25 protein-coding genes are annotated in these 26,132 nt (G+C 70.5%); 19 read left to right on the forward strand and 6 right to left on the reverse strand.

Annotation, left to right across the window (positions count from 1 at the left end; translation table 11 throughout):
• The first annotated feature begins 50 nt into the window (after positions 1–50).
• The 5 genes from ACYVL2_RS16900 (at position 51) to ACYVL2_RS16920 (ending at position 5,313) form a co-directional block, all read left to right on the forward strand.
• Entirely contained in the window at positions 51–710 is a 660-nt protein-coding gene (locus ACYVL2_RS16900) for an ArsR/SmtB family transcription factor (protein WP_460545505.1), read from the forward strand.
• A 59-nt stretch (positions 711–769) separates the two neighbouring features.
• Positions 770–1,789 (forward strand): hypothetical protein, encoded by a 1,020-nt coding sequence (locus ACYVL2_RS16905; RefSeq protein WP_460545450.1) that lies wholly within the window; start codon positions 770–772, stop codon positions 1,787–1,789.
• A 298-nt stretch (positions 1,790–2,087) separates the two neighbouring features.
• Complete coding sequence (locus tag ACYVL2_RS16910; RefSeq protein ID WP_460545451.1) at positions 2,088–2,294, forward strand: hypothetical protein; 207 nt, start codon at positions 2,088–2,090, stop codon at positions 2,292–2,294.
• Between the two features lie 364 nt (positions 2,295–2,658).
• Complete coding sequence (locus tag ACYVL2_RS16915; protein WP_460545453.1) at positions 2,659–3,549, forward strand: alpha/beta hydrolase; 891 nt, start codon at positions 2,659–2,661, stop codon at positions 3,547–3,549.
• 117 nt (positions 3,550–3,666) lie between these two features.
• Complete coding sequence (locus ACYVL2_RS16920) at positions 3,667–5,313, forward strand: LuxR C-terminal-related transcriptional regulator (protein ID WP_460545455.1); 1,647 nt, start codon at positions 3,667–3,669, stop codon at positions 5,311–5,313.
• 9 nt (positions 5,314–5,322) lie between these two features.
• Here the strand turns inward: ACYVL2_RS16920 and ACYVL2_RS16925 are convergent, their stop codons facing one another.
• Positions 5,323–5,895 carry a TetR/AcrR family transcriptional regulator gene (locus tag ACYVL2_RS16925; RefSeq protein WP_460545456.1) on the reverse strand — a complete coding sequence of 191 codons (573 nt, stop codon included), beginning with the start codon at positions 5,893–5,895 and terminating at the stop codon, positions 5,323–5,325.
• 55 nt (positions 5,896–5,950) lie between these two features.
• Between ACYVL2_RS16925 and ACYVL2_RS16930 the strand changes: the two genes are divergently transcribed.
• Both ACYVL2_RS16930 and ACYVL2_RS16935 read left to right on the forward strand, forming a co-directional pair.
• Positions 5,951–6,763 (forward strand): SDR family NAD(P)-dependent oxidoreductase, encoded by an 813-nt coding sequence (locus ACYVL2_RS16930; RefSeq protein ID WP_460545458.1) that lies wholly within the window; start codon positions 5,951–5,953, stop codon positions 6,761–6,763.
• A 48-nt stretch (positions 6,764–6,811) separates the two neighbouring features.
• Positions 6,812–7,108, forward strand: a complete 297-nt coding sequence (locus tag ACYVL2_RS16935; RefSeq protein WP_460545460.1) for a hypothetical protein — start codon at positions 6,812–6,814, stop codon at positions 7,106–7,108.
• Positions 7,109–7,155: 47 nt separating this feature from the next.
• Here ACYVL2_RS16935 and ACYVL2_RS16940 read toward each other — a convergent pair whose 3' ends face one another.
• Both ACYVL2_RS16940 and ACYVL2_RS16945 read right to left on the reverse strand, forming a co-directional pair.
• The gene (locus ACYVL2_RS16940; protein WP_460545462.1) at positions 7,156–7,917 is read right to left on the reverse strand and encodes an ABC transporter permease; all 762 of its coding nucleotides are present in this window, start codon (positions 7,915–7,917) and stop codon (positions 7,156–7,158) included.
• Positions 7,914–8,834, reverse strand: a complete 921-nt coding sequence (locus tag ACYVL2_RS16945; protein WP_460545465.1) for an ABC transporter ATP-binding protein — start codon at positions 8,832–8,834, stop codon at positions 7,914–7,916. Before ACYVL2_RS16945 ends, ACYVL2_RS16940 begins: the two co-directional genes overlap by 4 nt.
• Positions 8,835–8,980: 146 nt before the next feature.
• Here ACYVL2_RS16945 and ACYVL2_RS16950 point away from each other — a divergent pair, with 146 nt between their 5' ends.
• Positions 8,981–10,084, forward strand: a complete 1,104-nt coding sequence (locus ACYVL2_RS16950; RefSeq protein WP_460545467.1) for a sensor histidine kinase — start codon at positions 8,981–8,983, stop codon at positions 10,082–10,084.
• On the forward strand, positions 10,081–10,731 hold the full coding sequence (locus ACYVL2_RS16955; RefSeq protein ID WP_460545469.1) for a transcriptional regulator: 651 nt from the start codon (positions 10,081–10,083) through the stop codon (positions 10,729–10,731). Before ACYVL2_RS16950 ends, ACYVL2_RS16955 begins: the two co-directional genes overlap by 4 nt.
• A 6-nt stretch (positions 10,732–10,737) precedes the next feature.
• Here ACYVL2_RS16955 and ACYVL2_RS16960 read toward each other — a convergent pair whose 3' ends face one another.
• Both ACYVL2_RS16960 and ACYVL2_RS16965 read right to left on the reverse strand, forming a co-directional pair.
• Positions 10,738–10,962: a helix-turn-helix transcriptional regulator gene (locus ACYVL2_RS16960; RefSeq protein WP_460545471.1), complete on the reverse strand. Its 225-nt coding sequence runs from the start codon at positions 10,960–10,962 to the stop codon at positions 10,738–10,740.
• A 2-nt stretch (positions 10,963–10,964) separates the two neighbouring features.
• A complete protein-coding gene (locus ACYVL2_RS16965; RefSeq protein ID WP_460545474.1) occupies positions 10,965–11,411 on the reverse strand; it encodes a hypothetical protein in 447 nt (148 codons plus the stop codon).
• Positions 11,412–11,608: 197 nt separating this feature from the next.
• Between ACYVL2_RS16965 and ACYVL2_RS16970 the strand changes: the two genes are divergently transcribed.
• From ACYVL2_RS16970 to ACYVL2_RS17010, 9 genes are all read left to right on the forward strand, one after another.
• Positions 11,609–13,138 carry an alpha-N-arabinofuranosidase gene (locus ACYVL2_RS16970; RefSeq protein ID WP_460545476.1) on the forward strand — a complete coding sequence of 510 codons (1,530 nt, stop codon included), beginning with the start codon at positions 11,609–11,611 and terminating at the stop codon, positions 13,136–13,138.
• 116 nt (positions 13,139–13,254) lie between these two features.
• Positions 13,255–14,244, forward strand: a complete 990-nt coding sequence (locus ACYVL2_RS16975; protein ID WP_460545478.1) for a LacI family DNA-binding transcriptional regulator — start codon at positions 13,255–13,257, stop codon at positions 14,242–14,244.
• Between the two features lie 357 nt (positions 14,245–14,601).
• Positions 14,602–14,745 (forward strand): cellulose binding domain-containing protein, encoded by a 144-nt coding sequence (locus tag ACYVL2_RS16980; protein ID WP_460545507.1) that lies wholly within the window; start codon positions 14,602–14,604, stop codon positions 14,743–14,745.
• An 87-nt stretch (positions 14,746–14,832) separates the two neighbouring features.
• Positions 14,833–15,603, forward strand: a complete 771-nt coding sequence (locus ACYVL2_RS16985; protein WP_460545480.1) for an SIR2 family NAD-dependent protein deacylase — start codon at positions 14,833–14,835, stop codon at positions 15,601–15,603.
• 269 nt (positions 15,604–15,872) lie between these two features.
• Positions 15,873–17,069 carry a glycosyltransferase family 4 protein gene (locus ACYVL2_RS16990; RefSeq protein ID WP_460545509.1) on the forward strand — a complete coding sequence of 399 codons (1,197 nt, stop codon included), beginning with the start codon at positions 15,873–15,875 and terminating at the stop codon, positions 17,067–17,069.
• Positions 17,066–19,216, forward strand: coding sequence for an amylo-alpha-1,6-glucosidase (locus ACYVL2_RS16995; RefSeq protein ID WP_460545482.1), 2,151 nt, complete (start codon positions 17,066–17,068; stop codon positions 19,214–19,216). Before ACYVL2_RS16990 ends, ACYVL2_RS16995 begins: the two co-directional genes overlap by 4 nt.
• Before the next feature lie 128 nt (positions 19,217–19,344).
• On the forward strand, positions 19,345–20,019 hold the full coding sequence (locus ACYVL2_RS17000) for a nucleoside/nucleotide kinase family protein (RefSeq protein WP_460545484.1): 675 nt from the start codon (positions 19,345–19,347) through the stop codon (positions 20,017–20,019).
• Positions 20,020–20,064: 45 nt separating this feature from the next.
• The gene (locus tag ACYVL2_RS17005; protein WP_460545486.1) at positions 20,065–21,213 is read left to right on the forward strand and encodes a PQQ-dependent sugar dehydrogenase; all 1,149 of its coding nucleotides are present in this window, start codon (positions 20,065–20,067) and stop codon (positions 21,211–21,213) included.
• 111 nt (positions 21,214–21,324) lie between these two features.
• Positions 21,325–23,736, forward strand: a complete 2,412-nt coding sequence (locus ACYVL2_RS17010; protein ID WP_460545487.1) for a S8 family serine peptidase — start codon at positions 21,325–21,327, stop codon at positions 23,734–23,736.
• On the opposite strand, the gene ACYVL2_RS17015 is transcribed toward ACYVL2_RS17010, so the two are convergent.
• Positions 23,733–24,266 (reverse strand): hypothetical protein, encoded by a 534-nt coding sequence (locus ACYVL2_RS17015; RefSeq protein ID WP_460545489.1) that lies wholly within the window; start codon positions 24,264–24,266, stop codon positions 23,733–23,735. The genes ACYVL2_RS17010 and ACYVL2_RS17015 overlap by 4 nt on opposite strands.
• Positions 24,267–24,621: 355 nt before the next feature.
• On the opposite strand from ACYVL2_RS17015, the gene ACYVL2_RS17020 reads away from it, so the two are divergent.
• Positions 24,622–26,091, forward strand: coding sequence for an RICIN domain-containing protein (locus ACYVL2_RS17020; protein WP_460545491.1), 1,470 nt, complete (start codon positions 24,622–24,624; stop codon positions 26,089–26,091).
• Positions 26,092–26,132: the final 41 nt, after the last annotated feature.

Genomic DNA, 26,132 nt, shown 5'->3' on the forward strand with positions numbered 1-26,132 from the left:
GTGATACACTATTCCAAGGAATTATGGAATACAAGGCGGAAGGCTACCCCATGGCGGACCTCGAGAAGAAGGCGGCACTGTTCGACCAGGTGGCCCGCATCGGCAAGGCGCTCGGCAACGGCAAACGCCTGGAACTGCTCGACCTGCTCGCCCAGTCCGAGCGTTCGGTGGAGGCCCTCGCCTCCGCCTGCGGAATCGGACTGACCACCGTCTCGGCCCACCTCCAGACCCTCAAGGCCGCAGGACTCGTCGCCACCAGGCGCGAGGGCCAGAAGATCCACTACTCCCTCGCGGGCGAGGACGTCGCCGCGCTCTACCGGCTCGCTCGCGACACCGCCGCCACCAGGCTGGCCGACGTCGAACGCGCCGCGGCCGACTACCTCGGCGAGTCCCCGGTGCAGGTCAGCCGCGAGGCACTGCTCGCCGGGGTCGAGACCGGGGAATACACCGTCCTGGACGTGCGCCCCGCCGAGGAATACGGCGCCGGCCACCTGCCGGGCGCGATCGGCATCCCGATCGACGAACTCCCCGACCGCCTCGCCGAGCTCCCGACCGACACCCGCATCGTCGCCTACTGCCGCGGCGCCTTCTGCGTCTTCGCCCACGACGCGGTCGAGCTCCTGGCGCGCTCGGGCCGCGACGCCGCCCGGCTCGAGGAGGGCCTGCTCGAGTGGCGCCTCGCCGGCCTCCCGGTCGAGTCGAGCGCCTGAGCGCCCGCCCCGACCGGCGGCGGGCTCGCCTCGAGGTGACGTGGTCGCGCGTGGCTATCATGTGGGGCAAGACAATCGAGGGCCGCCCGGAATGGATCGCCATGCCCAGTCACACGCAGATACCGCTGCCGCAGTCGCTCGGACCGGAGGCGGCGATCGCGGGCGTCGCCGAGTGGGTCGGCTCAGAGCCCATGCGAGCGCTCTTGGCCGAGTTCGGCGGCGAGCTCCCGGGCGGCGGCACCGCGGCGAACCTGGACTATCTGGAGGAGTTCTCGGCAGAGCACTGGGACTTCCGTGCCGGCCGAGAGCGGTTCGAGACCGACGCCAAGCGATTCGACGAGTCCAAAGAGCGCTTCGTCCGCGAGGCGGCCCGCGCGCTCGGCCTCGGCGGCGAGCCGAAGCCGGGGCGTCGGCACTACACCCACTTCCTGATCCTGGGCGGGCTGGTCAGTTCCTGCCTCTTTCGCACCCGGTTCGCGGCCGGGCTGCTCGCCGGCGGCGTGTCGACCGGACACGTCACCGGCGTCGGCGGCTTCCGGCCCTTCAATGACAGGGACCGCGAGTTCGCCGAGCTGACCGGAGTGGTCGGCGCCCGCTTCGAGGTCGACGCCATGGAGGCCGGCCTCAAGCGGGCCTTCGGCGTGGTGGGAGAGCCGGAGATCGAACAGGGAGGCGACCCCGACCGCGATCCGGGCCGAGCATGGAAGGTCGCTGCCTACGCCGCCGGATCGACGAGCGTCCGGGCGGTGGCCGCGCCGTCCTCCCAGCCTGCCCGTCGGCGCGCGGACACCGCCGACACCTGCCGCTTCTGGGCCGACCGCGTCGCCGATCTCCGCCCCGGAGACAGCGTCCTGGTCATCACCTCTTCGATCTTCATTCCCTTCCAGCACAGCGACGCGGTGGCCTTTATGGGGTTGCCGTACGGGTGCGAAGTGGACACCGTGGGAGTGGACGCCACGGCCCTCCCCGAGCCCTACTTCCGCAAGGAGTACACCGCGAGCGACTACCTGCAGGAGGTCCGCTCGGCGATCCGCTCGATGCGACGTCTGCACCGGGTGGCGTCGACCATGAAGCGGTGAGGCCGCCGGTCACTCGCCGCGAAGGGCCGTGCCCCAGAAGGTCAGATTCGTCGGGTCGAGGGAAGAGCCGAGCGGACGCGGCCGGGCGCCTCGCAGTCGAAGTCGCTCGCTCGCAGCGACGAGCAGTCTCGCAAGGCGACGGCGACCAGAGTTGTCATGGCCGCGGCGGCCGAAGCGGATCGGGAGCCGCTGGCGCCGCCGCCCGGTCGCGCGAACCCCGCGCTCCGGCTGACAGACTGACGCTCCTCGGGCGACAATGACGCGAGGAATCCGCGAGGCGCGAGCACGGGAGGGCACCATGGCCTGGACACCGGTACTGGTCGGAGGCGACCGCCGCATGTACGTCGGCCCCGAGGGCGAGATCGTCGAACTGCCTCAGGAGGCCGAGCGGCTCCCCACCCGGGAGGACGCCATCCAGCGCGCCATCGAGGCGCGGGACCGTGAGCAGGCCCGGAACGAGTACGACGACTGGATCGGCGACGTCGAGGCCGAGGAATTCGAGTGACGCAGAGGTTCTGAACCGCGACCCGCTTCGTGCGGGTGAGCTCACCCGCACGAAGCGGTTGCGCACGAATTCGTCGACCCCTTCGAGCGCACGACGCTCCATTCCCCCTCTCGATCCCCTCTCCCGTTGAGGCGACACCTCTGCCCCACGCGAGTGTTCGCGCTGTCCAATTGCGAGGGCGCTCGCGCCTGAACGAACCTCGGAGCCATCGACTCGGCCTCACAGACCACTGTAGGCTCAATGGTCGCCGTCAAGCGCAGGCATAACGGATGGGGCCGGTGATTTCGCCGATGCAGACCGACTGGTCGGTACGGGATATTGATGTGCACGACTCGTCATCGAGTCTCGTCAAGGAGGACGAAACATGCACTCAACGACAACACCGCGCCGCGCGTTGCGCTTCATCGGCATGGCCGCGACCATGGCCGCCGTGCTCACGTTCGGCTCGCTCGCCGGCCCCGCCGCCACCGCGGTCGCGCAGAACCCGCACGAACGCGGACCGGCTCCCACCGAGTCCAGCATCGAGGCCGCTCGCGGCCACTACAGTGTGTCGGACACGACCGTCTCATCGTGGGTCTCGGGCTTCGGCGGCGGCACCGTCTACTACCCGACGACCCGCAGCGACGGCACCTTCGGCGCCGTCGCGATCGTTCCGGGCTTCACCGCCTCGCAGTCGTCGATCGAATGGCTCGGGCCGCGGATCGCCTCCCAGGGCTTCGTGGTCTTCACCATCGACACCAACTCCCGGTACGACCAGCCCGGCCAGCGCGCCGACCAGCTCGACGCCGCCCTCGACTACCTGGTCGAACGCAGCAGCGTCTCCGACCGCGTCGACGCCGACCGCCTCGCGGTCATGGGGCACTCCATGGGCGGCGGAGGATCGCTCGAGGTCAGCGACGACCGGCCGGAGTTGCGAGCGAGCATCCCCATGACGCCGTGGCACACGGACAAGACGTGGTACTCGGTCACCACCCCGACCCTGATCTTCGGGGCGGAGAACGATTCGATCGCGTCGGTCACCTCGCACTCCGAGCCGTTCTACAACACGATCCCCGGCTCGACGGACAAGATGTACATCGAGCTGAACGCGGCCTCGCACTTCGCGCCGAACTACTCGAACACCACGATCGCCAAGTACGCGATCTCGTGGCTGAAGCGGTTCGTCGACGACGACACCAGGTACGAGCAGTTCCTCTGCCCGCTGCCGAACGAGTACGCCATCGAGGAGGTCCGCGGCTCCTGCCCGCTCGGCTGACCCCGCGGTGACAGGACTCGGGACTGCCCGGTGTCGGGCGGCGACCACTCGGTCGCCGCCCGACTTTCTGCGTTGCGGGCCTTCCGAACCGACTGGTCGGTTTTGTACCATTGGTCCATGCGACGGCGCACCGCGAAGGCCGCTGCCCGGGTCTCGTCTCCCGGGCAGCGGCCTTCGCTGGCGGCGACCGTCCGTCGACTCGACGACGGCAGCATCGCCCTGGTTCTGACCGGGGCCGACGCTCATCTGCTCGACGAGGCGGCCTGCTCGGGCGAGCAGGTCGTCGTCCACGTGGCGGCCGGCGCGTCGTCGAACGCCGCGCGGGCGCACGCCGAGCTCGCACGCGGACTGGCCGCGCTCGCCGACGGACCGGTGATCGACGCCCACGCCTCCCTGATGCTCGCCGGTTCGCTCGCGGCCCGGTCCCCCGGCGCCGATCCCCGCCTCTCGCTGACCGCGAGGCTCGCCGCCGCCGAGGCGGCGTGGGCCGCCGGCGACGGTCCATCCTGTCTGGACGCTCTGGAGTCGGCCCGTTCCGCGATGGACGCCCCCGCTCGCTCCGCTTGCGGGCCCTTGTACGACCACCTGCTGGGGCTCAGAGCGCTGTTGGAGCAGCGTCCGGCTGAAGCGGTCGCACCGCTGCGCCGGGTGAGCGCATACGGGCGTGAACAGTACTCGCCGGAGGCGCTGCATCGGGGCGCGATCGCGGCGCTGCTGCTCGGTGAGGTCGAGACCGCTTGCGGCGCGGGGCTTCGCGCGCTGGCCGCGGCTCGCGAGCAAGGGCTTGAGGACCTGGCCGCCCAGACGCTCGAGTACCTGGCGTACGCGGAGATGCGCGCCGGGCGCCACGCGCGCGCCCGGGCCCATGCGCAGGAGGGACTGCGCACCGCGCTGCGATCGGGGCGGGCCAACACCGCGGCGCACCACCGAGCGGTGCTCGCTCTCACCGCTTCCGTGGAAGGCGACACCGACGAGGTGGTCGCGCAGGCGATGCCGGCGCTGGCGACGTCGCGGCGGCACGGCCTGGCGCAGACCCGGACGCTCGCCGAATGGGCGCTGGCCCGAGCGGAGATGGGTCGGGGCCGGTTCGACGCGGCCGCGTCGCGGCTCGGCGAGCTCGTCCGGCCCGATGGAGGGCACTTCGCGGTGCGGCCGCTGCTCATGCCGTGCTTCATCGAAGCCGCGGTGCTCGCCGGACGAGCCGATGAGGCCCGGCCGGTCGTCGAGGAGCAGCGGGCCTGGGCCGGTTTCGGCGTCGACCCGGCGGCGGCCGCGCAGCTTGCGCGCTGCTCGGCGCTGCTGGCGTCCGCCGATGCCGCGGACGGGACGGTCGAGGAGCTGTACCGGCGCGCGCTGGAGCTGCACGCTCCGGAGAACGGCGACTTCGAGCGCGCCCGGACGCAGCTGCTGTACGGCAAGTGGCTGCGGCGGCGGAGGCGGCCGCGCGAGGCCCGCGCGGTCCTGCGTGAGGCCCTGCACGGGTTCGAGCGATGCGGGGCGCGCGCATGGACCGATCAGGCCGGCGCGGAGCTGCGGGCGATGGGCGAGCCGGCGGGCGGCTCACGATCCGCAAGCCTGTCCGCGCTCACGCCGCATCAGCTGCGGATCGCGCGGCTCGTCTCCACGGGCGCCACCAATCGCGAGGTGGCGCAGGCGCTGTCGGTCAGTGTGCGCACTGTGGACCACCATCTGCGCAATGTCTTCGCCTCGCTCGGCGTCCGGTCCAGAGTCGAGCTGGCAAGGCTGGTGAACGCGGACGGCTGACCGGCCGGTTCAGGGCAGGACGCTGCGGACGGTCTGATCGGCGAGCCGGTCCTGGAATCGCCGCTCGGTCGTGTCCCCTCCGGACATCGACCTGCCGAGCACGCCGAGGAGCACCGCGCCGAGGATGGCGTTGGCGGCGTCGGTGACGTCCTCGATGGCGAACACTCCGGACTGCCGGCCCTCAGAGAGCAGTTCCCGCAACGGCGTCAGGATCCACTCGTCGTTGGCTTGGAGGACCTCGCTCATCCTCCCGGTCTCGCCGATGGCACCGAGCAGCCCGGCGCAGATCCCCGGATGGCCGCCGAGGTACTCGATCATCGCGCCCACCATCGAGCGGAGCCGCGGTTCGGGCGCCTCCCCCGGCCGCATCGCGGCCTCGACGGCGCCGGCGCCGTCTCGGGCATGCGTGACCAGGAGGAACGCCAGGAGGTCGTCGCGCCCGGAGAAGTAGTAGTAGAGGGTCGCCCGGGAGACTCCCACGAGCCGTGCGATGTCTTCGAGCCGCTGCGGAGGGTCGGTGCGCAGCACTTGCTCGGTGACGTCGAGCAGGCGCGCGGCGAGGTCTGGCGAGGGCGTCTTCACGTCTGGGAAGTCTACCGCGTTGACGTCGACCCGAATTTAGACTAGAGTCTAAATCATGATTGAAATTGCATCCTATGGACCGTGGGCCGTCGTCACGGGCGCCTCGTCCGGCATCGGCCGAGCCTTCGCCCGGAACTTCGCCGCGGCGGGCCTCAACGTCGTCCTCGCCTCTCGTTCCACCGACAAGCTCGAAGCGCTCGGCAAGGAGCTCGACCGCGTGCACGGCGTCTCCTATCGGGCCGTCGAAGTGGACCTGAGCCGGCCAGGCGCCGCCGCGACCATCGTCGAAGCGACCGCCGACCTCGACGTCGGGCTACTGGTCTCGAACGCCGGCACCGGCCGCCCGGGCAGCCTGCTCGAGCAGCCGCTGGAGCATCTCCATCGCCGGCTCGCCCTCAACGCCACGTCCCACCTGGAACTGGTGCACGCCTTCGGGCAGCGGTTCTCCCGGCGCGGGCGCAGCGGGGTCATCTTCGTCTCGGCCCTGGGCGCCGGCCACGGCATTCCGAACATGGCCCACGATGCCGCCTCGAAGGCCTACGTGCTCAGTCTGGGCGGGGCGCTGCACTACGAGCTCGCGAAGTCCGACATCGGCGTGACCGTGATGCTGCCCGGCAACGTCGAGACGCCGATCATCGACACGCTCGGCATCGAGCGCACCGACTTGCCGGTCCGGCCCTACCCGGTCGGCAAGGCCGTGCGGGGAACCGTGAACGCGTTCCTGAAGGGACAGGCCGTGTACATCCCGAACGGGATGATGCGGATGATCGGGCGCCTGATGCCGCGCGGCCTCTCATCGCGGGTGAACGGCAAGATGCTCGGCAAGGCCGCGCAGAACCTGTCCGAGCAAGAGCGACTCGCGGTCTGAGCGGGCAAGTGGTTTGCGGTCGGGCCGCTCCGTGACGATACTCGGCAGATGGTCGATGAACTCCCGCTCTCCGGCGGCTTCGTCAACGAAGTCGTGCTCAAGGACGGCACGGTGCGGCGCCCGGTGGGGCCGCACGACGCCTACGGTCTGGACCGCGACCGGCGCGGCCGACTGGTCGAGACCGTGCTGTGGCGGCAGGACCGCTGCTGGCGCGGCATCGAAGCGCAAGCGGCCGCAGGCGATCCGGCGATGGTCCGCATTCGCGACCTCGGTGCGCCGATCTGGATCCGCGAGGACTACCGGTGGACCCTCGATCACCGCGAAGCGCTGGAAGCGGCACTGTGAGCCCGACCGAAGCGACGGTGACGTAGGCGGTTTCCGTTTGCGTCGCGCTAGTCCCAGCGGAAGAAGCGGATCGCCACCGCGCAGCTGACCGCGATGGCGGCGAGCATCGCCAGCAGATGGGCCGGATTGACGTCCGCGCCGATCCACGCGTCGCCCATGGCCTGCACCGCGGCGCCGAACGGCAGCCGCTCCCCCACCGCGGCCAGCGCGTCGGGGAAGTTCTCGGTGGGACCGAACATGCCTCCGGTGGCGCCGAGCGCGAAGAACAGCGTCAGTCCGATCGCGACCGAGGAGTTGGCGGAGGGGGCGATCGCGGCGACGACCATCCCGACGGCGAACATCGTCAGCGTCGCCAGGGCGAAGACCGCCAGCGCGGCACCGAGGCCTTCCGGTAGCCCGACGTCGAAGAAGAGCATCGCGGCGCCGACGCCTATCGCGACCCCGGCGAGTGACTGGATGAGCCCCACGACCATCTGGGCTATGAGGATCATGGCCGGGTGGGCGGGCGTGACCGCGAGGCGGCGGAGGACCTTCGAGCGGCGGTAGTAGGCGAGGAAGCTGGGCATGTTGATCACGCCGACGGTCGCGATGACGATGGTGAGCACGACCGGCATGACGTACTGCTCGAAGACGCCGGGGTCGGCGCCGCGCATGCTGATCCCGTTCATGACGAGGATGAGCAGGGGCAGCCCGAGCGGTATGAGGAGCCCGGAGGTGTCGCGGGCGACCATTTTGGCCTCGGCGACCATCAGGGTGGCCCAGGAGCGGACGCCGGGGCGGCGGGCGGGGAGGTGCTCGATGTCGGTCATCGCCGTTCCTCGTCGTCGAAGGGGCTGCCGGTGAGCGCCAGGAAGGCGTCTTCGAGACCGGCCTGCTTGAATCGGGTGTCGAGGGTGGTGACGTCGGCTTTGACCAGGGCGGTGCTGACCGCTTGGAGTAGATTGCCGGCGCCGGTGACGGTCACGTGGTCGTCGTCGGTCCGCACGGAGTGGACTTCGTCGAGGCGGTCGAGGACCGCGGGGTCGAAGGGCCCGGTGGTGCGGAAGCGCACCATCTGGTCCAGTCCGGCGCGGTCGACGAGTCCGTCGGGCGAGTCGACCGCCACGATCCGTCCTTCGTCGAGGATGGCGACGCGGTCGCAGAGCCGCTCGACCTCCTCCATGTGGTGGCTGACGAGGAGGACGGTCACGCCGCTGTCGCGGAGCCGTTCGACGGTCGTCCACATCTGGCGGCGCGCTTCGGGATCGAGCCCGGTGGTGAGCTCGTCGAGGATGACCATCCTGGGGTTGCCGACCAGGGCCAGGGCGATGGAGAGGCGCTGCCCCTGGCCGCCTGAGAGGTTCTCGAAGCGCTGGCCGCGGTGGCCGGCGAGGCCGACCGCTTCGATCAGCTCGTCGGGGTCGGCGCCGTCGCGGTAGAAGGAGCGGTAGAGGCCGACCAGCTCCCAGACTTTGAGGGCGCTGTGGAGCATGGCGGACTGGAGCTGTACGCCGAGGACCTGGCGGAGCCGGGCCCGGTCGCGCCGGGGGTCGAGTCCGAGGACGGTGACGGTTCCCTCGTCGGGACGTCGCAGGCCGGCGATGGTCTCGACCAGGGTGGTCTTGCCGGCGCCGTTGCGGCCGAGGATGCCGTAGATCTCGCCGCTTTCGACGGTCAGGCCGACGTCGTCGACGGCGACGACGTCGCCGTAGCGTTTGCGCAGGCCGTGGGCTTCGATGGCGTGCATCCGGTCTCCTTCGTCGGTGGGTTCGGTTTCGACGTTAGGCGGCCGAGCGGGGTTCGCGCGCGTGCGAGTGGTCATCGATCGGGCCCATGACTTCCGGCACGGGCGCTGGGAGCGCCGCTCGGCCTATGCTGAGACGGATGAGACGGATGTCCATGCAGATCTGGGGTGGAGTGTTCGTCTCCCTGGCCGGTCTCGCGGTCTGCGTGCCGGTGGTGATCGCCCATTTCCAGGGCGTCCAGGTGCCGCTGATCCCGACCGGATGGTGGCTGGCGCTGTACGGGGCCTTCTTCTCGGCGTTCTCGGCGGCGATGTGGCTGATGGAGCTGGCCCCTCGCCGGGCGCTGCTGGCGGTGCTCGCCGCCCAGGCGGTGCTGGCGCAGGCGCTGGTGCTGACCGCACCGGCGGCCGGGTGGACGCCGATCCTGCTGGTGCTGGCCGCGGCGATGAGCTCTTATGCCGCCTCGCTGCGCGTCGTGGTGGCGCTCATCGCCGTGAACAGCGCGGTCGTGGCGTTCGCGGCTTCCCGTATCACCGAGTCGGCGCTCGAAGTCGGCATGGTGGCGGCGCTGTATCTGATGCTGCAGGGCGCGACGGTGTTCAGTGTGAAGGCGCAGCTGCGTGACCAGGAGTCGCGCAAGCGCGTGGCGGAGGCCAACGTCCGGCTCCGCGCGGCGAACGCGCTGCTGGCCGAGTCGAGCCGGACGGAGGAGCGCCTGCGGATCGCGCGTGAGCTGCACGATCTGGTCGGCCACCAGTTGACGGTGCTGTCGTTGGAGTTGGAGATCGCCTCGCATCGCGAGGAGGGCGATTCGGTGGGGCGGGCGCGGGAGCTGACGCGGCAGCTGCTGTCCGATGTGCGCACCACGGTCGGCGAGCTGCGCCGTCGGGGACCGCGACTGCGCGAGAGTCTGGAGGAGATGGTGGCCGATGTGCCCGAGCCGGCGGTCCATCTGCGGGTGGAGGAGGCGGTGGAGGCCGATGAAGAGCTCACTACGGTGTTGGTGCGGTGTGTGCAGGAGGTCGTGACCAACGCGATCCGGCACGCCGAGGCGGCGAACCTGTGGATCACGATCGGGGTGGACGGAGGCGAGGTGGTGTTCGAGGCGCGCGACGACGGCATCGGGGCTCGCGCGGTGACGATGGGCCACGGGCTCCGGGGCATGACCGAGAGGCTGGAGTCGCTGGGCGGGAAGGTCCGTTTCTCGGGCAAGGACGGTTTCCGGGTGCGGGCGGAGGTGCCGTCGGCATGATCCGCGTGTGCCTGGTCGACGACCAGCACCTGGTCCGCCAGGGCATCAGGAGGCTGCTCGACCTCAGTGACGAGATCGAGGTGGTCGCGGAGGCCGACGACGGCATGGCCGCGCTCGGGGCGATCGGCGAGCACCGCCCGGAGGTGGTGCTGCTGGATCTGAGGATGCCCCGCCACGACGGGATCTGGACGCTCGAGGCCTTGCGGGAGAGCGATATCGAGGTGCCGGTGCTGGTGCTGACCACGTTCGACGACGACGAGCTGGTGCTGCGGGCGGTGCGCGCCGGGGCGCGCGGCTACCTGCTCAAGGACGTGACGCTCGATCAGCTCGTGGGGGCGGTGAAGACCCTCGCCGAGGGCGGGACGCTCCTGAGCCCGGCGGTCACCGATCGGGTGCTGCGGGCCCTGCGCGCGGGAGGGGCGGCCGTGCCCGACGATGATGCCGCCGCGCCGGCGCCGCTGACCGGACGCGAGCTGGAGGTACTGCGGCTGCTGGCCGCCGGGCTGAGCAACCGCGAGATCGCCGAGTCGCTGTTCCTGGCGGAGGGGACGGTCAAGAACCACGTGTCGAACGTGCTCTTGAAGCTCGGGTCGCGGGACCGGACGCGGGCGGTGCTGCGGGCGCTGCACCACGGGCTGCTGGACTGAGGCGGCTCAGTCCTCGGCGTCGTCGTAGCCGAAGACCTCGTCGAGGGGGACGTCGAAGACCCGCGCGATCTGGAAGGCCATTTCCAGCGACGGCGAGTAGCGGCGCTGCTCGATCGCGATGACGGTCTGGCGGGTGACGTCGATGCGGTCGGCGAGCTGCGCCTGGGTCATCTCGCCGTTGGCGAAGCGCAGCGCGCGGATGTTGTTGGTGACCTTCGTCCGTTTGGCCACGGTCAGAATCCTCGCCGATAGGCCGCTATCTTCACGATCGACTCGACGACCGCCGAGACGACGTAGGCAAGGTACACGGCGCCGGCGATCCAGAAGTACGGGGCCTCGAGCATGACCAGTGCGAACGGTGCGACCATCGCGACCGAGAGGGTGTAGTAGCCGATGCGCTGAGCGCGGTGGGCGATGTCGGTGTCGCGTTCGTCGGTGCGGTCGCGGCCTCTGCGGGGCGCGGGGGCGAGGAACATGTTCAGCACGATCGAGGCGCCGATGGCGATGAGCAGCGGGAGCTGGAAGGCGATCTCGTCGGCGGGCGTGTCGGACAGCCGGCCGAGCATGATCGCGAAGTAGACGGTCGGCACCGCTATCGCGGTGGTGAGGTAGCCCCAGGCGTAGCGCTCCCCGTAGGGCAGCGTCGGTTCCTCGGGGCGGCGGCTGTCGTCGGTCGGCATCGGAGCTCCGGTCTTCGGGTGGATCAGACACTGCAAGAGTAAAGCCAATTTTACATGATGTCAAATTTACTTGACAAATGTCGAGTTCTGTCGGCCTCGCCGCACCTTGACAGTTCCTGATTTATCGGTAAAGTACTCCAGGCTGCACCGGTGCAACGCCGTTCAAATTCACGCCTCGCAAGCAGGAGGGCATGTCCATGTCGAACGAAGTCGTGCGCGCGATCATCAATGTGGACGTCGAAGGACCGCGGATCAACCGCCATGTCTACGGCCATTTCGCCGAGCACCTCGGCCGGTGCATATACGGCGGTTTCTACGTCGGCGAGGACTCCGAGATCCCGAACGAGGGCGGCATCCGCCTCGACGTCGTTGAAGCACTGCGGGCCCTGAGCATCCCGAACCTGCGCTGGCCGGGCGGCTGCTTCGCCGACGAGTACCACTGGAGGGACGGCGTCGGCCCCAAGGAGGAGCGCGCCGCCATGGTGAACACCCACTGGGGCGGGGTCGAGGAGAACAACCACTTCGGCACCCACGAGTTCATGGCCCTGTGCGAACTGCTCGATACCGAGCCGTACATCTCCGGCAACGTCGGCTCCGGCACCGTCCGGGAGATGAGCGAGTGGGTCGAATACCTCACTCGAGACGGCGACTCCCCGATGGTGCGCCTGCGCAAGGCCAACGGCCGCGAGGAGCCCTGGAAGGTCAAGTACTGGGGCCTGGGCAACGAGACCTGGGGGTGCGGGGGCAACATGTCCGCCGAGCAGTACGCCCTCGACGCCCGCAAGTACGCCACCTACTGCCGCGACTACGGCGACAACCGGCTCTACCGCATCGCCGCCGGCGCCGCCGACTTCGACTACGGGTGGACCGAGACGCTCATGAAGCAGTTGAGCCACCTCGGCTGCCAGCGCGTCGAACGCCCGCTCTACCAGGCGGTGTCGGTGCACTACTACACCTTCGGCGGCACCTGGGACGACAAGGGCTCGGCGACCGTGTTCGACACCGACGAGTACTACACGACGCTGGCCAAGGCCGCACGCACCGATGAGCTGCTCACCGGCCACGCCAACGTCATGGACTGCTACGACCCGGGCAAGACCGTCGGCCTGGTGCTCGACGAGTGGGGCACGTGGTGGAACGTCGAGCCGGGCACCAATCCGGGCTTCCTCTACCAGCAGAACACGCTCCGCGACGCCCTCGTCGCCGGACTCCACTTCGACATCTTCCACCGGCACGCCGACCGCCTGGTCATGGCGAATATCGCCCAGACGGTCAACGTCCTGCAGGCGATGATCCTGACCGACCCCGACTCCGGGGCGCTGGTCAAGACCCCGACTTACCATGTGTTCGAGATGAACAAGGGCCATCAGGACGCCGCGAGCCTGCGCGTCGATCTGCCCGGCGGTCTCCCCGATCGCGCGGTCGGCGAGTCGCGGCTGGAGACGGTGTCGGTCTCGGCCAGCCGCAAGGACGGCCGGATGCTCGTCTCGCTGTCGAATCTGGACGCGGAACAGGCGGTCGAAGTGGACCTCGACCTGCGCGGCGGCTCGGTCGGCCATGTCGCCTCGCGGATCTTGACCGCCGAGGCGCTCCAGGCCCACAACTCCCCCGACGAGCCGGACGCCATCGCGCCGCGGTCGCACGACGGAGTCGAGACCACCGACGCCGGCCTGCGGGTCCGACTGCCGGCCCACTCCTTCGTCACCGTCGAGGCCGCCGTCGCCTGAGCCGATCCCGGGCCGCGGCGGCGCTGAACGATGCGCCGTCGCGGCTCGGATAGGCTGGGCGCTGCGGGAATCCGGGATGCGACGGGAGGTCGGGAGTGGGGCGCGGCACGGTGACCATGAGCGACGTCGCGCGTCGGGCCGGAGTCTCGAAGATGACGGTCTCGAACGTCGTCAACAATCGCGGCGGTGTGAGCGAGGCCGTTCGGCTGCGCGTGCTGGAGGCGATCAGGGAGTCCGGTTACCGCCTCAACGTCACCGCGCGGAGCCTCAAGTCGGGCCGCACCGGAGTGATCGGGCTGGCCGTCCCCGAGATCGAGCGGTCGTATTTCGGGCACCTCGCGGCCCACGTCATCGAGCAGGCCGAGCGGCGGGGGTTCCATGTCGCGGTCGAGCAGACCGGGGCGGCGGCCGCAGGCGAACTCGACGCCATCGCGCAGTCCCACCGACTGCAGTTCGACGGGCTCATCCTCAGCGCGGTCGGGATCGATCCGCGCGACCAGCAGCTGCCGGTGGGCGACTTCCCGATCGTGATGCTCGGCGAGCAGGACTTCGGCAAGCGGTTCGACCACGTGCTGATGCCCAATGAGGAGGGTTCGAAGGCGGCGACCGCGCATTTGATCGCGCGGGGGTGCGAGCGGGTCGCGATCGTCACCGGCTCGGCGCTCGATGCGGTCAACGCCGTCTCGCGCCGCTACCGGGGCTACCTGGCGGCGCTGGAGGAGCACGGCTTGGAGGCCGATCCGGCGCTGCTGCTGTCGTTCACGGCGATGGATCCCGGAGCGGGCCGGGAGGCCGGGCACCGCCTGGTGGACGAGGGGCTCGGCGCCGACGGCGTGGTTGCGGCGACCGACACGATGGCCCTGGGAGTCCTCAGGGGATTGGCGGACCGGGGCGTCCGGGTGCCCGAGGACGTGCGGCTCATCGGCTTCGACGACGTTCCCGACGCCGCGTACTCGGTGCCCTCGCTGTCGACGGTGTCGCCGGATCACGAGTGGATGGCGGCCAAGGCCGTCGAGCTGGTGGTGGACCGCATGGACGAGCCGTCGCGGCACACTGCCGAGCACATCGCGCCGTTCCGGATCGTTTCGCGGGAGTCGACCGCCTGAGCCGCGGCGCCTACCCCGGTTGCAACGGTTTCCGGCCCCGCGTGCAGCTGTGGCACGGCACCGAGGACGACACACTGCGCTACCCGAACTTCGGCGAGATGATCAAGCAGTGGACCAACGTCCACGGCACCGACCAGGCCCCCGACGAGCCCACCGACCCGCCGACCGACCCTCCGTCGGACCCGACCACGCCGCCGCAGGGCGGATGCTCGGCGACCGTCGACGTGGTCAACGACTGGGGCTCGGGCTGGCAGGGCAACGTCCACGTCACCGCCGGGAACGCGGCCTTGCACGGGTGGACGCTAAACCTGGACGTGGCCGAGCGGCCAGCAGTTCTCCAGCTCCTGGCACGCCGACATCAGCACCAGCGGCTCGACGGTGACCGCCGGCGACGTGGGCTGGAACGGCACCATCGCCGCCGGTCAGACCCGCAGCAGCGCCTGGGGCTTCATCGCCGCCGGCCCCGGAGCCTCGCCGTCGGTGACCTGCACGCCGGCTTGACGGACGACGCTCAACCGATCCGAGGGCCGCGGACGCGACGTCCTTGGCCCTCGCCGCCGACCATGCCCGTGCAGTACCTTCGAAGCGATGACGAACCCTTCGGCCGCCTCGGAAGAGGCGGCGCGCTGGATGAGCGAGGCCGCGGCCGTGACGGTGCTGACCGGCGCGGGCATCTCCACCGACTCGGGGCTCCCCGACTTCCGCGGCCCGCAAGGCGTGTGGACTCAGAACCCCGCCGCGCAGGCCATGTTCACCATCGAGAACTACCTCGCCGATCCGCAGGTGCGCCGACAGGCCTGGTCGGCGCGCCTGGCGAGTCCGGTGTGGTCGGCCGAGCCGAACGAGGGCCACCGGGCGCTGGTCGAGCTCGAGCGGAGCGGGCGGCTGCGGGCGATCGTCACTCAGAACACCGATGGGCTGCATCAGGAGGCGGGATCCTCACCTGAACGGGTGATCGAGATCCACGGCACCGCCCGGGAGGTCGTCTGCCTCGACTGCCGCCGCCGCGCCCCGATGCGCGAGGTGCTCCCCCGGCTCGAGGCCGGCGAATCGGACCCGCCGTGCCGGGACTGCGGCGGGCTGCTCAAGTCGGCGACTATCTCATTCGGACAGAGTCTCGAACGAGACGTGCTCGCCGCGGCGCTGGACGCCGGGCGCGACTGCGACGTTTTCGTCGCGGTCGGCACTTCGCTGACGGTCTACCCCGCGGCGGGACTGTGCGACATCGCGCTCGAGGCGGGCGCCGAACTGGTCATCGTGAACGCCCAACCCACCCCTTACGACGGTCACGCTCATGCCGTTCTGCGAGAACCGATCAGCCGCATTCTGCCCCGATTGATCGATCGAACGGTAAGGTGAATCACGCCACAACCGTCCGCTGAGCTCGACATCTACCGAGATGTTCCGCTGCTGGTGGTTGCCTGACGACCCGGCATGTGTTAGCACTCTAATGACACGAGTGCTAGCCGGGAAGCGGATGACCACCGTCGATGAGCCCGGCGGCAGTGACGACTCTTTTCAAGGAGGAAGCTGTGATCACTGGCATTCGGGAGAGGCGGGCCGAGGAGAGCGTTGAGGAAGCGCTCCGAACGGCGCGGGAGACGAACAGACGACCGCTGCGGGTCGCGATGGTGGTGCCACCGTACTTCGAGGTGCCGCCGAACGGCTACGGCGGCGTCGAGTCGGTGGTCGCCGACCTGACCGACGCGCTCATCGAGCGGGGCCACCAGGTGACCTTGGTGGGAGCCGGGCGGACGGGCACGGAGGCCGAACTCGTGTCGGTCTGGCCCGAACCGATCCCCGAGCGGCTGGGAGAGCCGATGCCCGAGATCCTGCACGCGGCGCTCGCCCGCCAAGCGGTCCGGGAACTCGCCGACAAGCAGGGCCTCGACATCGTGCACGAGCACACGGGGGCGGGGCCGCTCAACGCCTTCGCTTACTCCGCGCTCGGCCTGCCGACCGTGGTCACCATGCACGGTCCCGTAGACGAGGACCTGCACACCTTCTACCGCACGATCGGCGACGAGATCGAGATGGTCGCCATCAGCGAGCGCCAGCGCGAACTGGCGCCCGACCTGCACTGGGCCGGGAGGGTCCACAACGCGGTCCGCGTCGACACCTTCCCGTTCCGGGCCGACAAGGACGGATACGCCCTGTTCCTGGGGCGCTTCCACCCGAACAAGGCCCCGCACCTGGCGCTGGAGGCCGCCCACGCGGTCGGGATGCCGCTGGTGCTCGCCGGCAAGTGCGCAGAGCCGATCGAGAAGCGCTACTTCGAGCGCGAGGTCAAGCCGCGGCTGACCGCCGACGACGAGATCTTCGGCGTGGCCGACTCCCAGGACAAGCGCAAGCTCCTGGCCGGGGCCAGCTGCCTGCTGTTCCCCGTCCAGTGGGAGGAGCCGTTCGGCATGGTGATGATCGAGGCCATGGCCTGCGGGACCCCCGTGGTCGCCCTGCGGGGCGGCGCGGTGCCCGAGGTCGTCGTCGACGGCATCACCGGCTACATCCGGGAGCGGCCCGAGGACCTGCCCGAGGCGCTGCGGCGCCTGGACGAGATCGATCCGGAGGCGTGCCGCCGCAGAGTCGTCGAGCACTTCGACATGGACGCTCTGGGAGCGGGCTACGAGAGCGTCTACCAGGGCGTGCTCAGCGGCCGGCGGGAGATCGCGGCCGACCCGCTGGACCGGCTGCGCAGCGAGTACGGCGACCTCGACGCCGGGCTGGAGCGGAGCTACCGCCAGGAGCGGTGGTCCGGGGTGCGCGAGCTGCGCCCGGCGCTCGCCAAACGCATGGTCGGACGTTCCCGACCGGTGGACGCCGCATGAGTTCGATCGACGGTTCGTCGAGCGAGATCCGCACCGCGCCGCTCAACGCCGGGGAACCGGTGTTGACCGGCGCGGCCAGCGAGGTGGTCACGCTCGTCGAGGGGACGACGTTCTGTCTGTCGGACCGGGTCGGCGACGTCGCGCCCGGCGGCGCGCACGGCCTGTTCGTGCGCGACGCGCGGGCGCTGTCGCGCTGGCAGCTGCACTTGGACGGGCATCCGATCCAGCCCTTGGCGGTGCTCGGTGAGGACGCCTTCGCCTGCCGTTTCGTGCTGCGCCGCCCGCCGCTGCCCGGGCAGGCCGACAGCACGCTGCTGGTGATCCGCGAGCGCCTGGTCGGCGACGGGATGCGGGAGACGATCTCGATCGAGAACATGGGCCGGGAGGCTTCGTCCTGCGCGGTCAGCCTGCTGGTCGACGCGGATTTCGCGGACCTGTTCGCGGTGAAGGAGGGGCGTGCGGGCGGCGGCGGCGCCGAGAGCGAGGCGACCGGATCGGACCTGTGGCTGACCGCGCGGGCCGACATCGGCCGCCGCCTCCGAGTGAGCGCCACGGGCGAGCCGGTCGTGACGCCGAGCGCGCTGAACTGGCAGGTGGTGGTGCCGCCGCGCGGGCGCTGGTCCACCGAGATCGTGGCCGAGCCGGTCGTCGGCGGCCAGCTCATCACGCCGGGCTTCCAACGCGGCGAGCTGGTCGACCACAGCGCCGCGGCGCAGAAGATGCAGGCCTGGCGGCAGGAGAGCACGCCGATCGAGGTCGACGACCCTGTCACGGCGGCCGTGCTGGCGCGAACCGAGACCGACCTGGGGGCCCTCCAGATCTCGGATCCGCGCACCGGGACGCCGTTCGTGGCCGCGGGCGCGCCCTGGTTCATGACGCTGTTCGGCCGCGACAGCCTGCTGACGGCCTGGATGGCCCTGCCGCTGGACGTGTCGCTGGCGCTCGGGACCCTGGAGATCCTGGCCGCGGGCCAGGGCACCAAGGTGGATCCGGTGACCGAGGAGGAGCCGGGCCGGATCATGCACGAGCTGCGGCTCGGGCCCGAGAGCGCCCAGGCGCTGGGCGGCAACCACTACTACGGCAGCGTGGACGCCACGCCGCTGTTCGTGATGCTGCTGGCCGAGGCGTGGCGGTGGGGCGCCGACGAGAAGACCGTGCGGCGGATGCTGCCGGCGGCGGACGCGGCGCTGAAGTGGATCGACGAGTACGGCGACCGCGACGGCGACGGGTTCGTGGAGTACCAGCGCGCCACCGATCAGGGCCTGGCGAACCAGGGCTGGAAGGACAGCTTCGACGCGATCGCCTTCGCCGACGGGAGTCCCGGGAGGACGCCGATCGCGCTGTGCGAGGTGCAGGCCTACTGCTATGCCGCCTTCCAGGCGCGGGCCGAGCTGGCCGAGTCGTTCGACGAGCCCGAGACCGCTCGCCGCTGCCGCAATCGCGCCAAGGAGATGCGGGAGGCGTTCGCCGACCGGTTCTGGCTGCCGAAGCGGGGCTGGTACGCGCTGGCGCTGGACGGCGACAAGCGTCCGGTCGACTCCTTGACCAGCAACGCGGCGCACGCGCTGTGGACGGGCATCGCCGAGGACTCGCACGCTGAGGAGCTCATCGGGCGCCTGGCGACGGCGGACATGGACAGCGGCTACGGGCTGCGGACGATGTCGCGGGCGATGCGGGCGTACAACCCGATGAGCTACCACAACGGATCGGTGTGGCCGCACGATACGGCGATCGCCACTGCGGGGCTCCTGCGCTACGGGCGGCTGCCGGGGGCGGTGGAGCTGTCGCACAGCCTGCTGTCGGGGCTGCTGGACGCGGCCGCCGCGTTCGGCGGGCGGCTGCCGGAGCTGTACTGCGGTTTCGGCCGCGACCAGTTCGAGCCGCCGGTGCCGTACCCGTCGTCGTGCTCGCCGCAGGCCTGGGCGGCGGCGGCCCCGCTGCTGCTGGTGCGGGCGACCCTGGGCCTGGAGCCGAACGTGCCGAAGCGGAACCTGCGGCTGGTGCCGCGCCTCCCGGCGCGCTGGCGCCGCCTGAAGCTGTGCAACCTCAGGCTCGGGCCCGCGACGATCCAGATTCTCGCCGACTCCGAGACCGCCGAGATCAACGGCCTGCCCGAGGGCTGGTCGGTGACTGGCACGGCGAGCTGATCCCCCGGAGACCACCGCCGCCCCTTCCCCGGTGACCGAGGAACTCGACCCGTCCGGCACGCATCGGCTGCCACCGATCGTGCGGGGCGGGGCTTTTTCATTCGTGACGCTCCGATAGGTTCGCTTGCGTGGAGACGACTGGTGCGACCGCGGCGGCCCTGCTGAGCCGGGCCCGCGGGCTTCTGGGGCGCGGCGAGCGGGCCCTGATCGGGATCACCGGGTGTCCAGGGGCGGGGAAGTCGACCTTGGCCCAGTGGCTGGCGCGCTCGATCGATGCCGAGGGCGGGAGCGCGGTCTGGGTGCCGATGGACGGGTTCCACTTGGCCGACGTGGAGCTGCGGCGGCTGGGGCGCTCCGACCGCAAGGGCGCGATCGACACCTTCGACGGCCACGGCTACCTGCATCTGCTGCGCCGGGCCCGCGCCGAGCGGGACGCGACCGTCTACGCGCCCGAGTTCGACCGGCGGGTGGAGCAGCCGGTGGCCGGTTCCATTCCGATCCTTCCCGAGACCGAGCTGGTGGTGACCGAGGGGAACTACCTGCTCGACCTCGCCCGGCCGTGGCCGGCGGTGCGGGAGGCGCTCACCGAGGTCTGGTACTGCGAGACCGAGGACTCGGTGCGGCTGGCCCGGCTCGAGGCCCGTCACCGGGCGTTCGGCAAGAGCGCCGAGCGGACGCGGGCCTGGATCGCGGCCGTCGACGAACCCAATGCCCGGCGCATCCGCGAGGTTCGGGACCGGGCCGACCTCCTCGTCGACTTCGATGTGCTCGACATCACACCTACGTCGCTTCATGAAACCTAGCGGCCCGGATGCCGGCCGAATCGAGCGGCGTGCAGGCTTGCATATATGAGACGAACCATGCAGAGCGATTTCAATTCGACCGTTCGGCGCCGAACGGTGCTCGGCGGCCTGGCCGCGGTCGGTTTCTCGGCCACCGGCTGCGGCGACGATCAGCCCGCCGACGAGCCCACGACCGGCGATCCGACCTCCGTCGAGTCGTCACCTACCGAAAGCGACCCTTCCGGAGCGCCGGACCTGGGCGACGGGCAGGAGATCGTCAGCGGCCTCGACGTGCCGTGGGGCCTGACGTTCCTGCCCGACGGCGGCGCGCTGGTCTCCGAACGCGACTCCGGACGCATCGTGCGGGTGGGCGCGGACGGCGGCGAACCCGAGACGGTCTACGAGATCCCCGACGTCGCCCCCGACGGCGAGGGCGGCCTCCTCGGCCTGGCGGTCTCGCCCGACTACGCCGATGACGAGTACGTCTACGCCTACTTCACCGCCGGCGGCGACAACCGGATCGTACGGTTCCGCCTCGCTGAGGACCCACAGCCGATCTTCGTGGGCATCGCCAAGACGAGCTTCCACAACGGCGGCCGGATCGCGTTCGGACCCGACGGCATGCTGTACGCCGCCACCGGCGACGCCGGCGATCCGGGACGCGCGCAGAACCCCGACAACCCCAACGGGAAGATCCTCCGCCTCGATCCCGCAGGGGAGCCGGCGCCGGGCAATCCGACCGAGGGATCCCCGGTCTACTCGCTGGGGCACCGCAACGTGCAGGGCCTGGCCTGGGACGCCGACGACCGCCTCTACGCCAGCGAGTTCGGCCAGGACCAGTGGGACGAGCTCAACCTCATCGAGCCCGGCGGCAACTACGGCTGGCCCGAGGTGGAGGGCGAAGGCGACGGCGGCGGGGACTTCGTCAACCCCCTGCTGGTGTGGGAGACCGACGAGGCCTCGCCGTCCGGGATCGCGATCGCCGGCGACACCCTCTACATGGCGGCGCTGCGCGGACGCCGCTTGTGGACCGTGCCGCTGCACGGCGACGGCACCGTCGGCGAGCCGGAGTCCAGATTCGAGGACGAGTACGGCCGCCTGCGCACCGTGGCCGTCGCGCCCGACGGAGCACTGTGGCTGACCACGTCCAACACCGACGGCCGCGGTGAGGTCCGCGAAGGCGACGACCGCATCATCCGGTTCCCCGCGGCCTAGACCCGCCGCCGACGCCGGTACCGCGCGCGGCGTCGCCGGGCGGTAACCTCGGGTCATGGCGGCGCCTCGCCTGCGCCGCAGGATCGAGCGGGCGATTCGGAAGGGGCCGCGATGGCGGGCAGACGACTGGTGACGCTGCGCGATGGCGGCCAGGCCGAGACGGTGCGCCGCAGCGGCGCCGAGATCCTCGCCGAGTACCCGGACACGATGCTGGTGCGCTGCACCGACGAGCAGGCCCGGCGGCTCGAAGCGCTCGACGTCGAGTCCACGCCGCTGCCCGACTCGCCGGTCCAGGTCAGCGGCGCGTCGTTCGCCTTCGCCGACGCCGTGAGCGCCCAGCAGGCCGCGGCCGTGGAGCCGCCTCCCGGGCGCACCGCCTACTACCTCGTCAAACTCATCGGCCCTCCCGCGCCGGCATGGCTCGAGGCGCTGCGCGAGGCCGGAGCGGAGATCCACGGCAACCTCCAGGGCTTCACGCTCCTGGTCGGTCTTCTCCCCGAACGACTGGAGGCGATCCGCTCCCAGCACTGGGTCGAGGACGTGACCCCGTACCGGGCCGCCATGAAGGTCTCGCCGAAGCTGCGCAGCGGCGGCCGCCGGCTCGACGTCGCAGCGCTGGCCGCACCGCCGGACGCCGAGTTCAGCGACGAGGAGGCGCGGCTGGTGGAGGTCTCCCTCTTCCCCGGCGAGGACGTCGACGAAGCCGCCTCCCGGATCGAGCGGGCCGGCGGCGCGATCATGACCCGACTTCCCGGTTCGCTGGTGGCGAGCGTGCCGCAGAGCGCCGTCGCCGAACTGGCCGGTCTCCAAGGCGTCCAGGCGATCCTGCCGTTCGCCTACTCCCGCATGGAGAACGACAGAGCACGGGAGATCCTGGGCGTCCCGGCCGACGGCGCCTTCGGCTCCTCGGTGCTCAAAGGGAACGGGCAGATCGTCGGCGTCGCCGACTCCGGGCTCGACACCGGCGACCCCGAGACGGTCCATCCCGACGTGCGCGGCCGCGTCGCCGGGATGGCGAGCTGGCCGGTGCGAGCGGTCTTCGCGCCGTACACCAACGACCCGCCGGGACACGACGACGGCCCCGCCGACGTCGAATCCGGGCACGGCACCCACGTGACCGGTTCGGTCCTCGGCGACGGCTCAGCGGCCGTCGAGACCGGCGCGACGCCGGTCCCCGCCGGTGTGGCCCCCGAGGCCGAGGTCTTCTTCCAAGCGATCGCCCAGCACGTCGACTGGAAGTCCGAGGAGGAGCTCGAGGCGGCGGGCCTGCGCCCGTTCCAGCGGCCGTGGCCGCCGCCGGCCTACAGCCTCTACGGCATCCCGCACGACATCGCCGAACTGTTCGCGCAGGCCTACGAGTCCGGGGCCAGGATCCACACCAACTCCTGGGGCGCGGACGTGGCCGGGATCTACAACCAGAACGCCCGCGCGGTCGACGAGTTCATGTGGCGCCACCCGGACATGGTGATCCTGTTCGCCGCCGGGAACAGCGGCGTCGACGCCGATGCCGACGGCATGATCGACCCCGACTCGATCGGAGCCCCGGGCACGGCGAAGAACTGCCTGACGGTGGGCGCCGGCGAGAACGACCGGCCCGCGGAGTCGGACCCGCCTCCGGGAATCAACCGGCAGTGGCAGGACCTCGAGCGGTACCCGAAGCTCGGGCCCGCCGGGCACGTCTCCGACGACCCCGACGGCATGGCGGCGTTCTCCTCGCGGGGTCCGACCGACGACATGCGGCGCAAACCCGACCTGGTCGCCCCGGGCACGAACGTGCTGTCCATGCTCTCATCGGTGTTCCCGCAGAACGCTGAGCCGCTGTGGGGCAGGCTGCCTGAGGGCCACGCGCTGCGCTCGCACTACTGCTGGAGCGGAGGCACGAGCATGTCGACGCCGCTGGCGGCCGGGGCCGCCGCGCTGGTGCGGCAGCATCTGCTCGAGCGGGTCGAGCGCTCGGACGCCGAGGCGCCGCCGTCGGCGGCGCTGATCAAGGCCGTCCTGGTCGCCGGCGCCTCCGCGATGGCCGGGCAGTTCGCCGGCGAGGTCCCCGAGGGACCCAACGACGTCAGCGGCTTCGGCCGCGTCGACCTGGGCCGGACGCTCGAGCCCGAGTCGTTGCGCCGCATGCTGGTCTTCGACGGCCCCGACGAGTCCGTGTCCACCGGCCAGATCCGCTTCCACCGGATCCGAGCGGCGCGGCCGGGGACGCCGGTGAAGGTGACGCTCGTCTGGACCGACGCGCCCTCGCAGGTCGGGGCCGACGGGCTGGAGAACCGGCTGTATCTGCGGGTCCGCACGCCCGACGGGCAGGTGCTCGACGGCGACGCGAGTCCCTTCCCCGAGGCGCTCAACAACGTCCAGCAGATCGTGATCGATTCCCCGGTCGAGGGCGAGTACACCGTGCGGGTGCACGGGGTGGTGGTGACGCACGACGGGCCCGTTGAGGGAGGCGGGCCCGTCCCGCGGCAGGTCTTCGCCGTCGTCGCCTCAGGCGCCGCCGGCGAAGACCCTTCCGTCCGCTAGCGGAGGATCGGGAAGCGGCGGACCGGACCCAGCTCCTTCCACCAGCGACCGAGGCCCCACGTCTCGCCCGCGCCCGCGATCGCCAGGGCGATCATGGCGAGGGCGTAGAAGATGTGCGTGTCGACCACGGGGTTGTCCTTGAGCGGGAGCATCGACATCCACATCGAGAGCATGAGCACGCTCCCGCCGATGGCGGCGAGGCGCAGTCCGATGCCGAGGATGAGCGCGATGCCGAGGCCGGCGAGGCCGCCCATGAACAGCCAGGAGGCCCAGACCTGTCCGGCCATGCCCTGGAAGAGCTCGGCGAACGTTCCCTGGCGGCTGGCGAGGAACCCGGCGGTCGGATCGCCTCCGTCGATCCAGCCGTTGCCGGCGGGCGTGGCGAAGCCGAGGCCGAAGGTCTTGTCGAGGAAGGCCCACAAGAAGACCCATCCGAGTGCGATGCGGACCGCCGCGAGCGCGCGAGCGACCCCGGTGGACGTGGTTCGGACGGTTGGAGCGCGGGTTTCCGTCTGCGTGGTTGTAGCCATGTGCAATCCCCTCAGGGTGTGTGACGACGGCAGGGATCTGCGGCGGCCGGCACCCCTGCGATGCCGGGGCCAAGGGTTGGCCGTCGTCGGAAATTGGAGCGCTCCCATATTAACATAGACGCTCTTCAATATCAAGGACTGCGGTGACGCAATGTCGGAAATCCGCCGTACCGGACCGATCGGCGGTGCCTCTGGGCTTCAGAGCGACTAACGCTTACACTTTTAATATCGGTGAATCTATGTATGTAAATTTACCGTGTGGCGTGCCGCGGACCTCCGGCATACCGCCGGCACGCCGCCGCCCCCGCCCGGGGCGGCGCCCGCCCTTCCCTCACCACGACTCTGGGAGCCGCACATGCGAACCCGTTTCCGTCCTCTGCCACGGCTGGCGGCCGTGGCCGCGGTCGCCTTGGCCGCAGTATTCCTCGTCGGTCCCCCGGCGAACGCCGCGATCGACACCGGCACTTGGTACGCCATCGAGTCCCGACACTCGGGCCTCGTCCTCGACATCAGCGGCGGCTCCTCCGAGCCCGGCGCCGAGCTGATCCAGTACAACCGCACCGGCGCCTCGAACCAGCAGTTCCGCTTCATCGACGCCGGCAACGGACACTACCGAATCCAGGCGCGGCACTCGGGCCACGTCCTGGACGTCTACGACTGGGACGCGTCGAACGGCGCCCAGATCGTCCAGTGGACCGACGTGAACAACACCAACCAGCAGTGGGAGGCCAGAGAGAACGCCGAGGGATACTACGTCTTCGTCAACCGCTTCTCCGGCAAGGCGCTCGACGTCTGGGAGCAGTCCACCTCCCCCGGTTCGCGCATCTCGCAGTACAACGTGACCGGAGGAGCCAACCAGCAGTGGCGCCTCTCCCCCGTCGGCTCCGGATCGGGCACCGATCCGTACGGCTACCTGTTCGCCTACATGCTCGGCGAGGGCTCGGCCGACGGCGAGCAGGTCTACTTCGCCCTCAGCCGCGGCGACAACCCGCTCGCGTACGACGCGCTCAACGGCGGCCGGCCGGTCGCGACCTCGACCGTCGGCGAGCAGGGCGCGCGCGACCCGTTCATCGTGCAGCACCCCGGAACGGGCCGCTACTACATGATCGCCACCGACCTGAAGATCCACGGCAACGGCGACTGGGACCGCGCGCAGCGGCACGGAAGCCTGTCACTGGTGGTGTGGGAGTCCAACGACCTGGTCAACTGGACCTCCTCGCGGCTGGCCCGCGTCTCCCCGGACTCGGCCGGCAACACCTGGGCCCCGGAGGCCTACTGGGACCCGTCCCAGAACGCCTTCGTCGTCTACTGGGCCTCCAAGCTCTACTCCACCTCGGACCACTCCGACAGCACCTACCACCGGATGATGTACGCGACGACGACCGACTTCAGGAACTTCAGCGAAGCCCGCGTGTGGGTCGACAAGGGCTACTCGACGATCGACTCGACGATCGCCGAGGACGACGGCACCTACTACCGCTACACCAAGGACGAGCGCAGCGGCACCTCGTGCGGCAAGTTCATCCTCTCGGAGACCTCGTCGTCGTTGACGAACACGAACTGGGCCTTCCAGACCGAATGCATCGGCTCGGGGACCATCAGCCACGGCGAGGGACCGCTGGTGTTCAAGTCCAACACCGAGAACCGGTGGTACATGTTCATCGACGAATACGGCGGGCGCGGTTACGTCCCGTTCGAGACCACGGACCTGTCGAGCGGGCAGTGGACGCCGGTGTCGAACTACAGCCTGCCGGGGAGGCCGCGCCACGGCATGGTCCTGCCGCTGACGGCCGAGCAGTACGACCGGCTGCAGAGCGCGTTCTAGACTGGACCTCTCGCACAGCGGCGGGCCGCCCCGAGTGGGCG

It is taken from the genome of Glycomyces halotolerans, assembly GCF_054779575.1.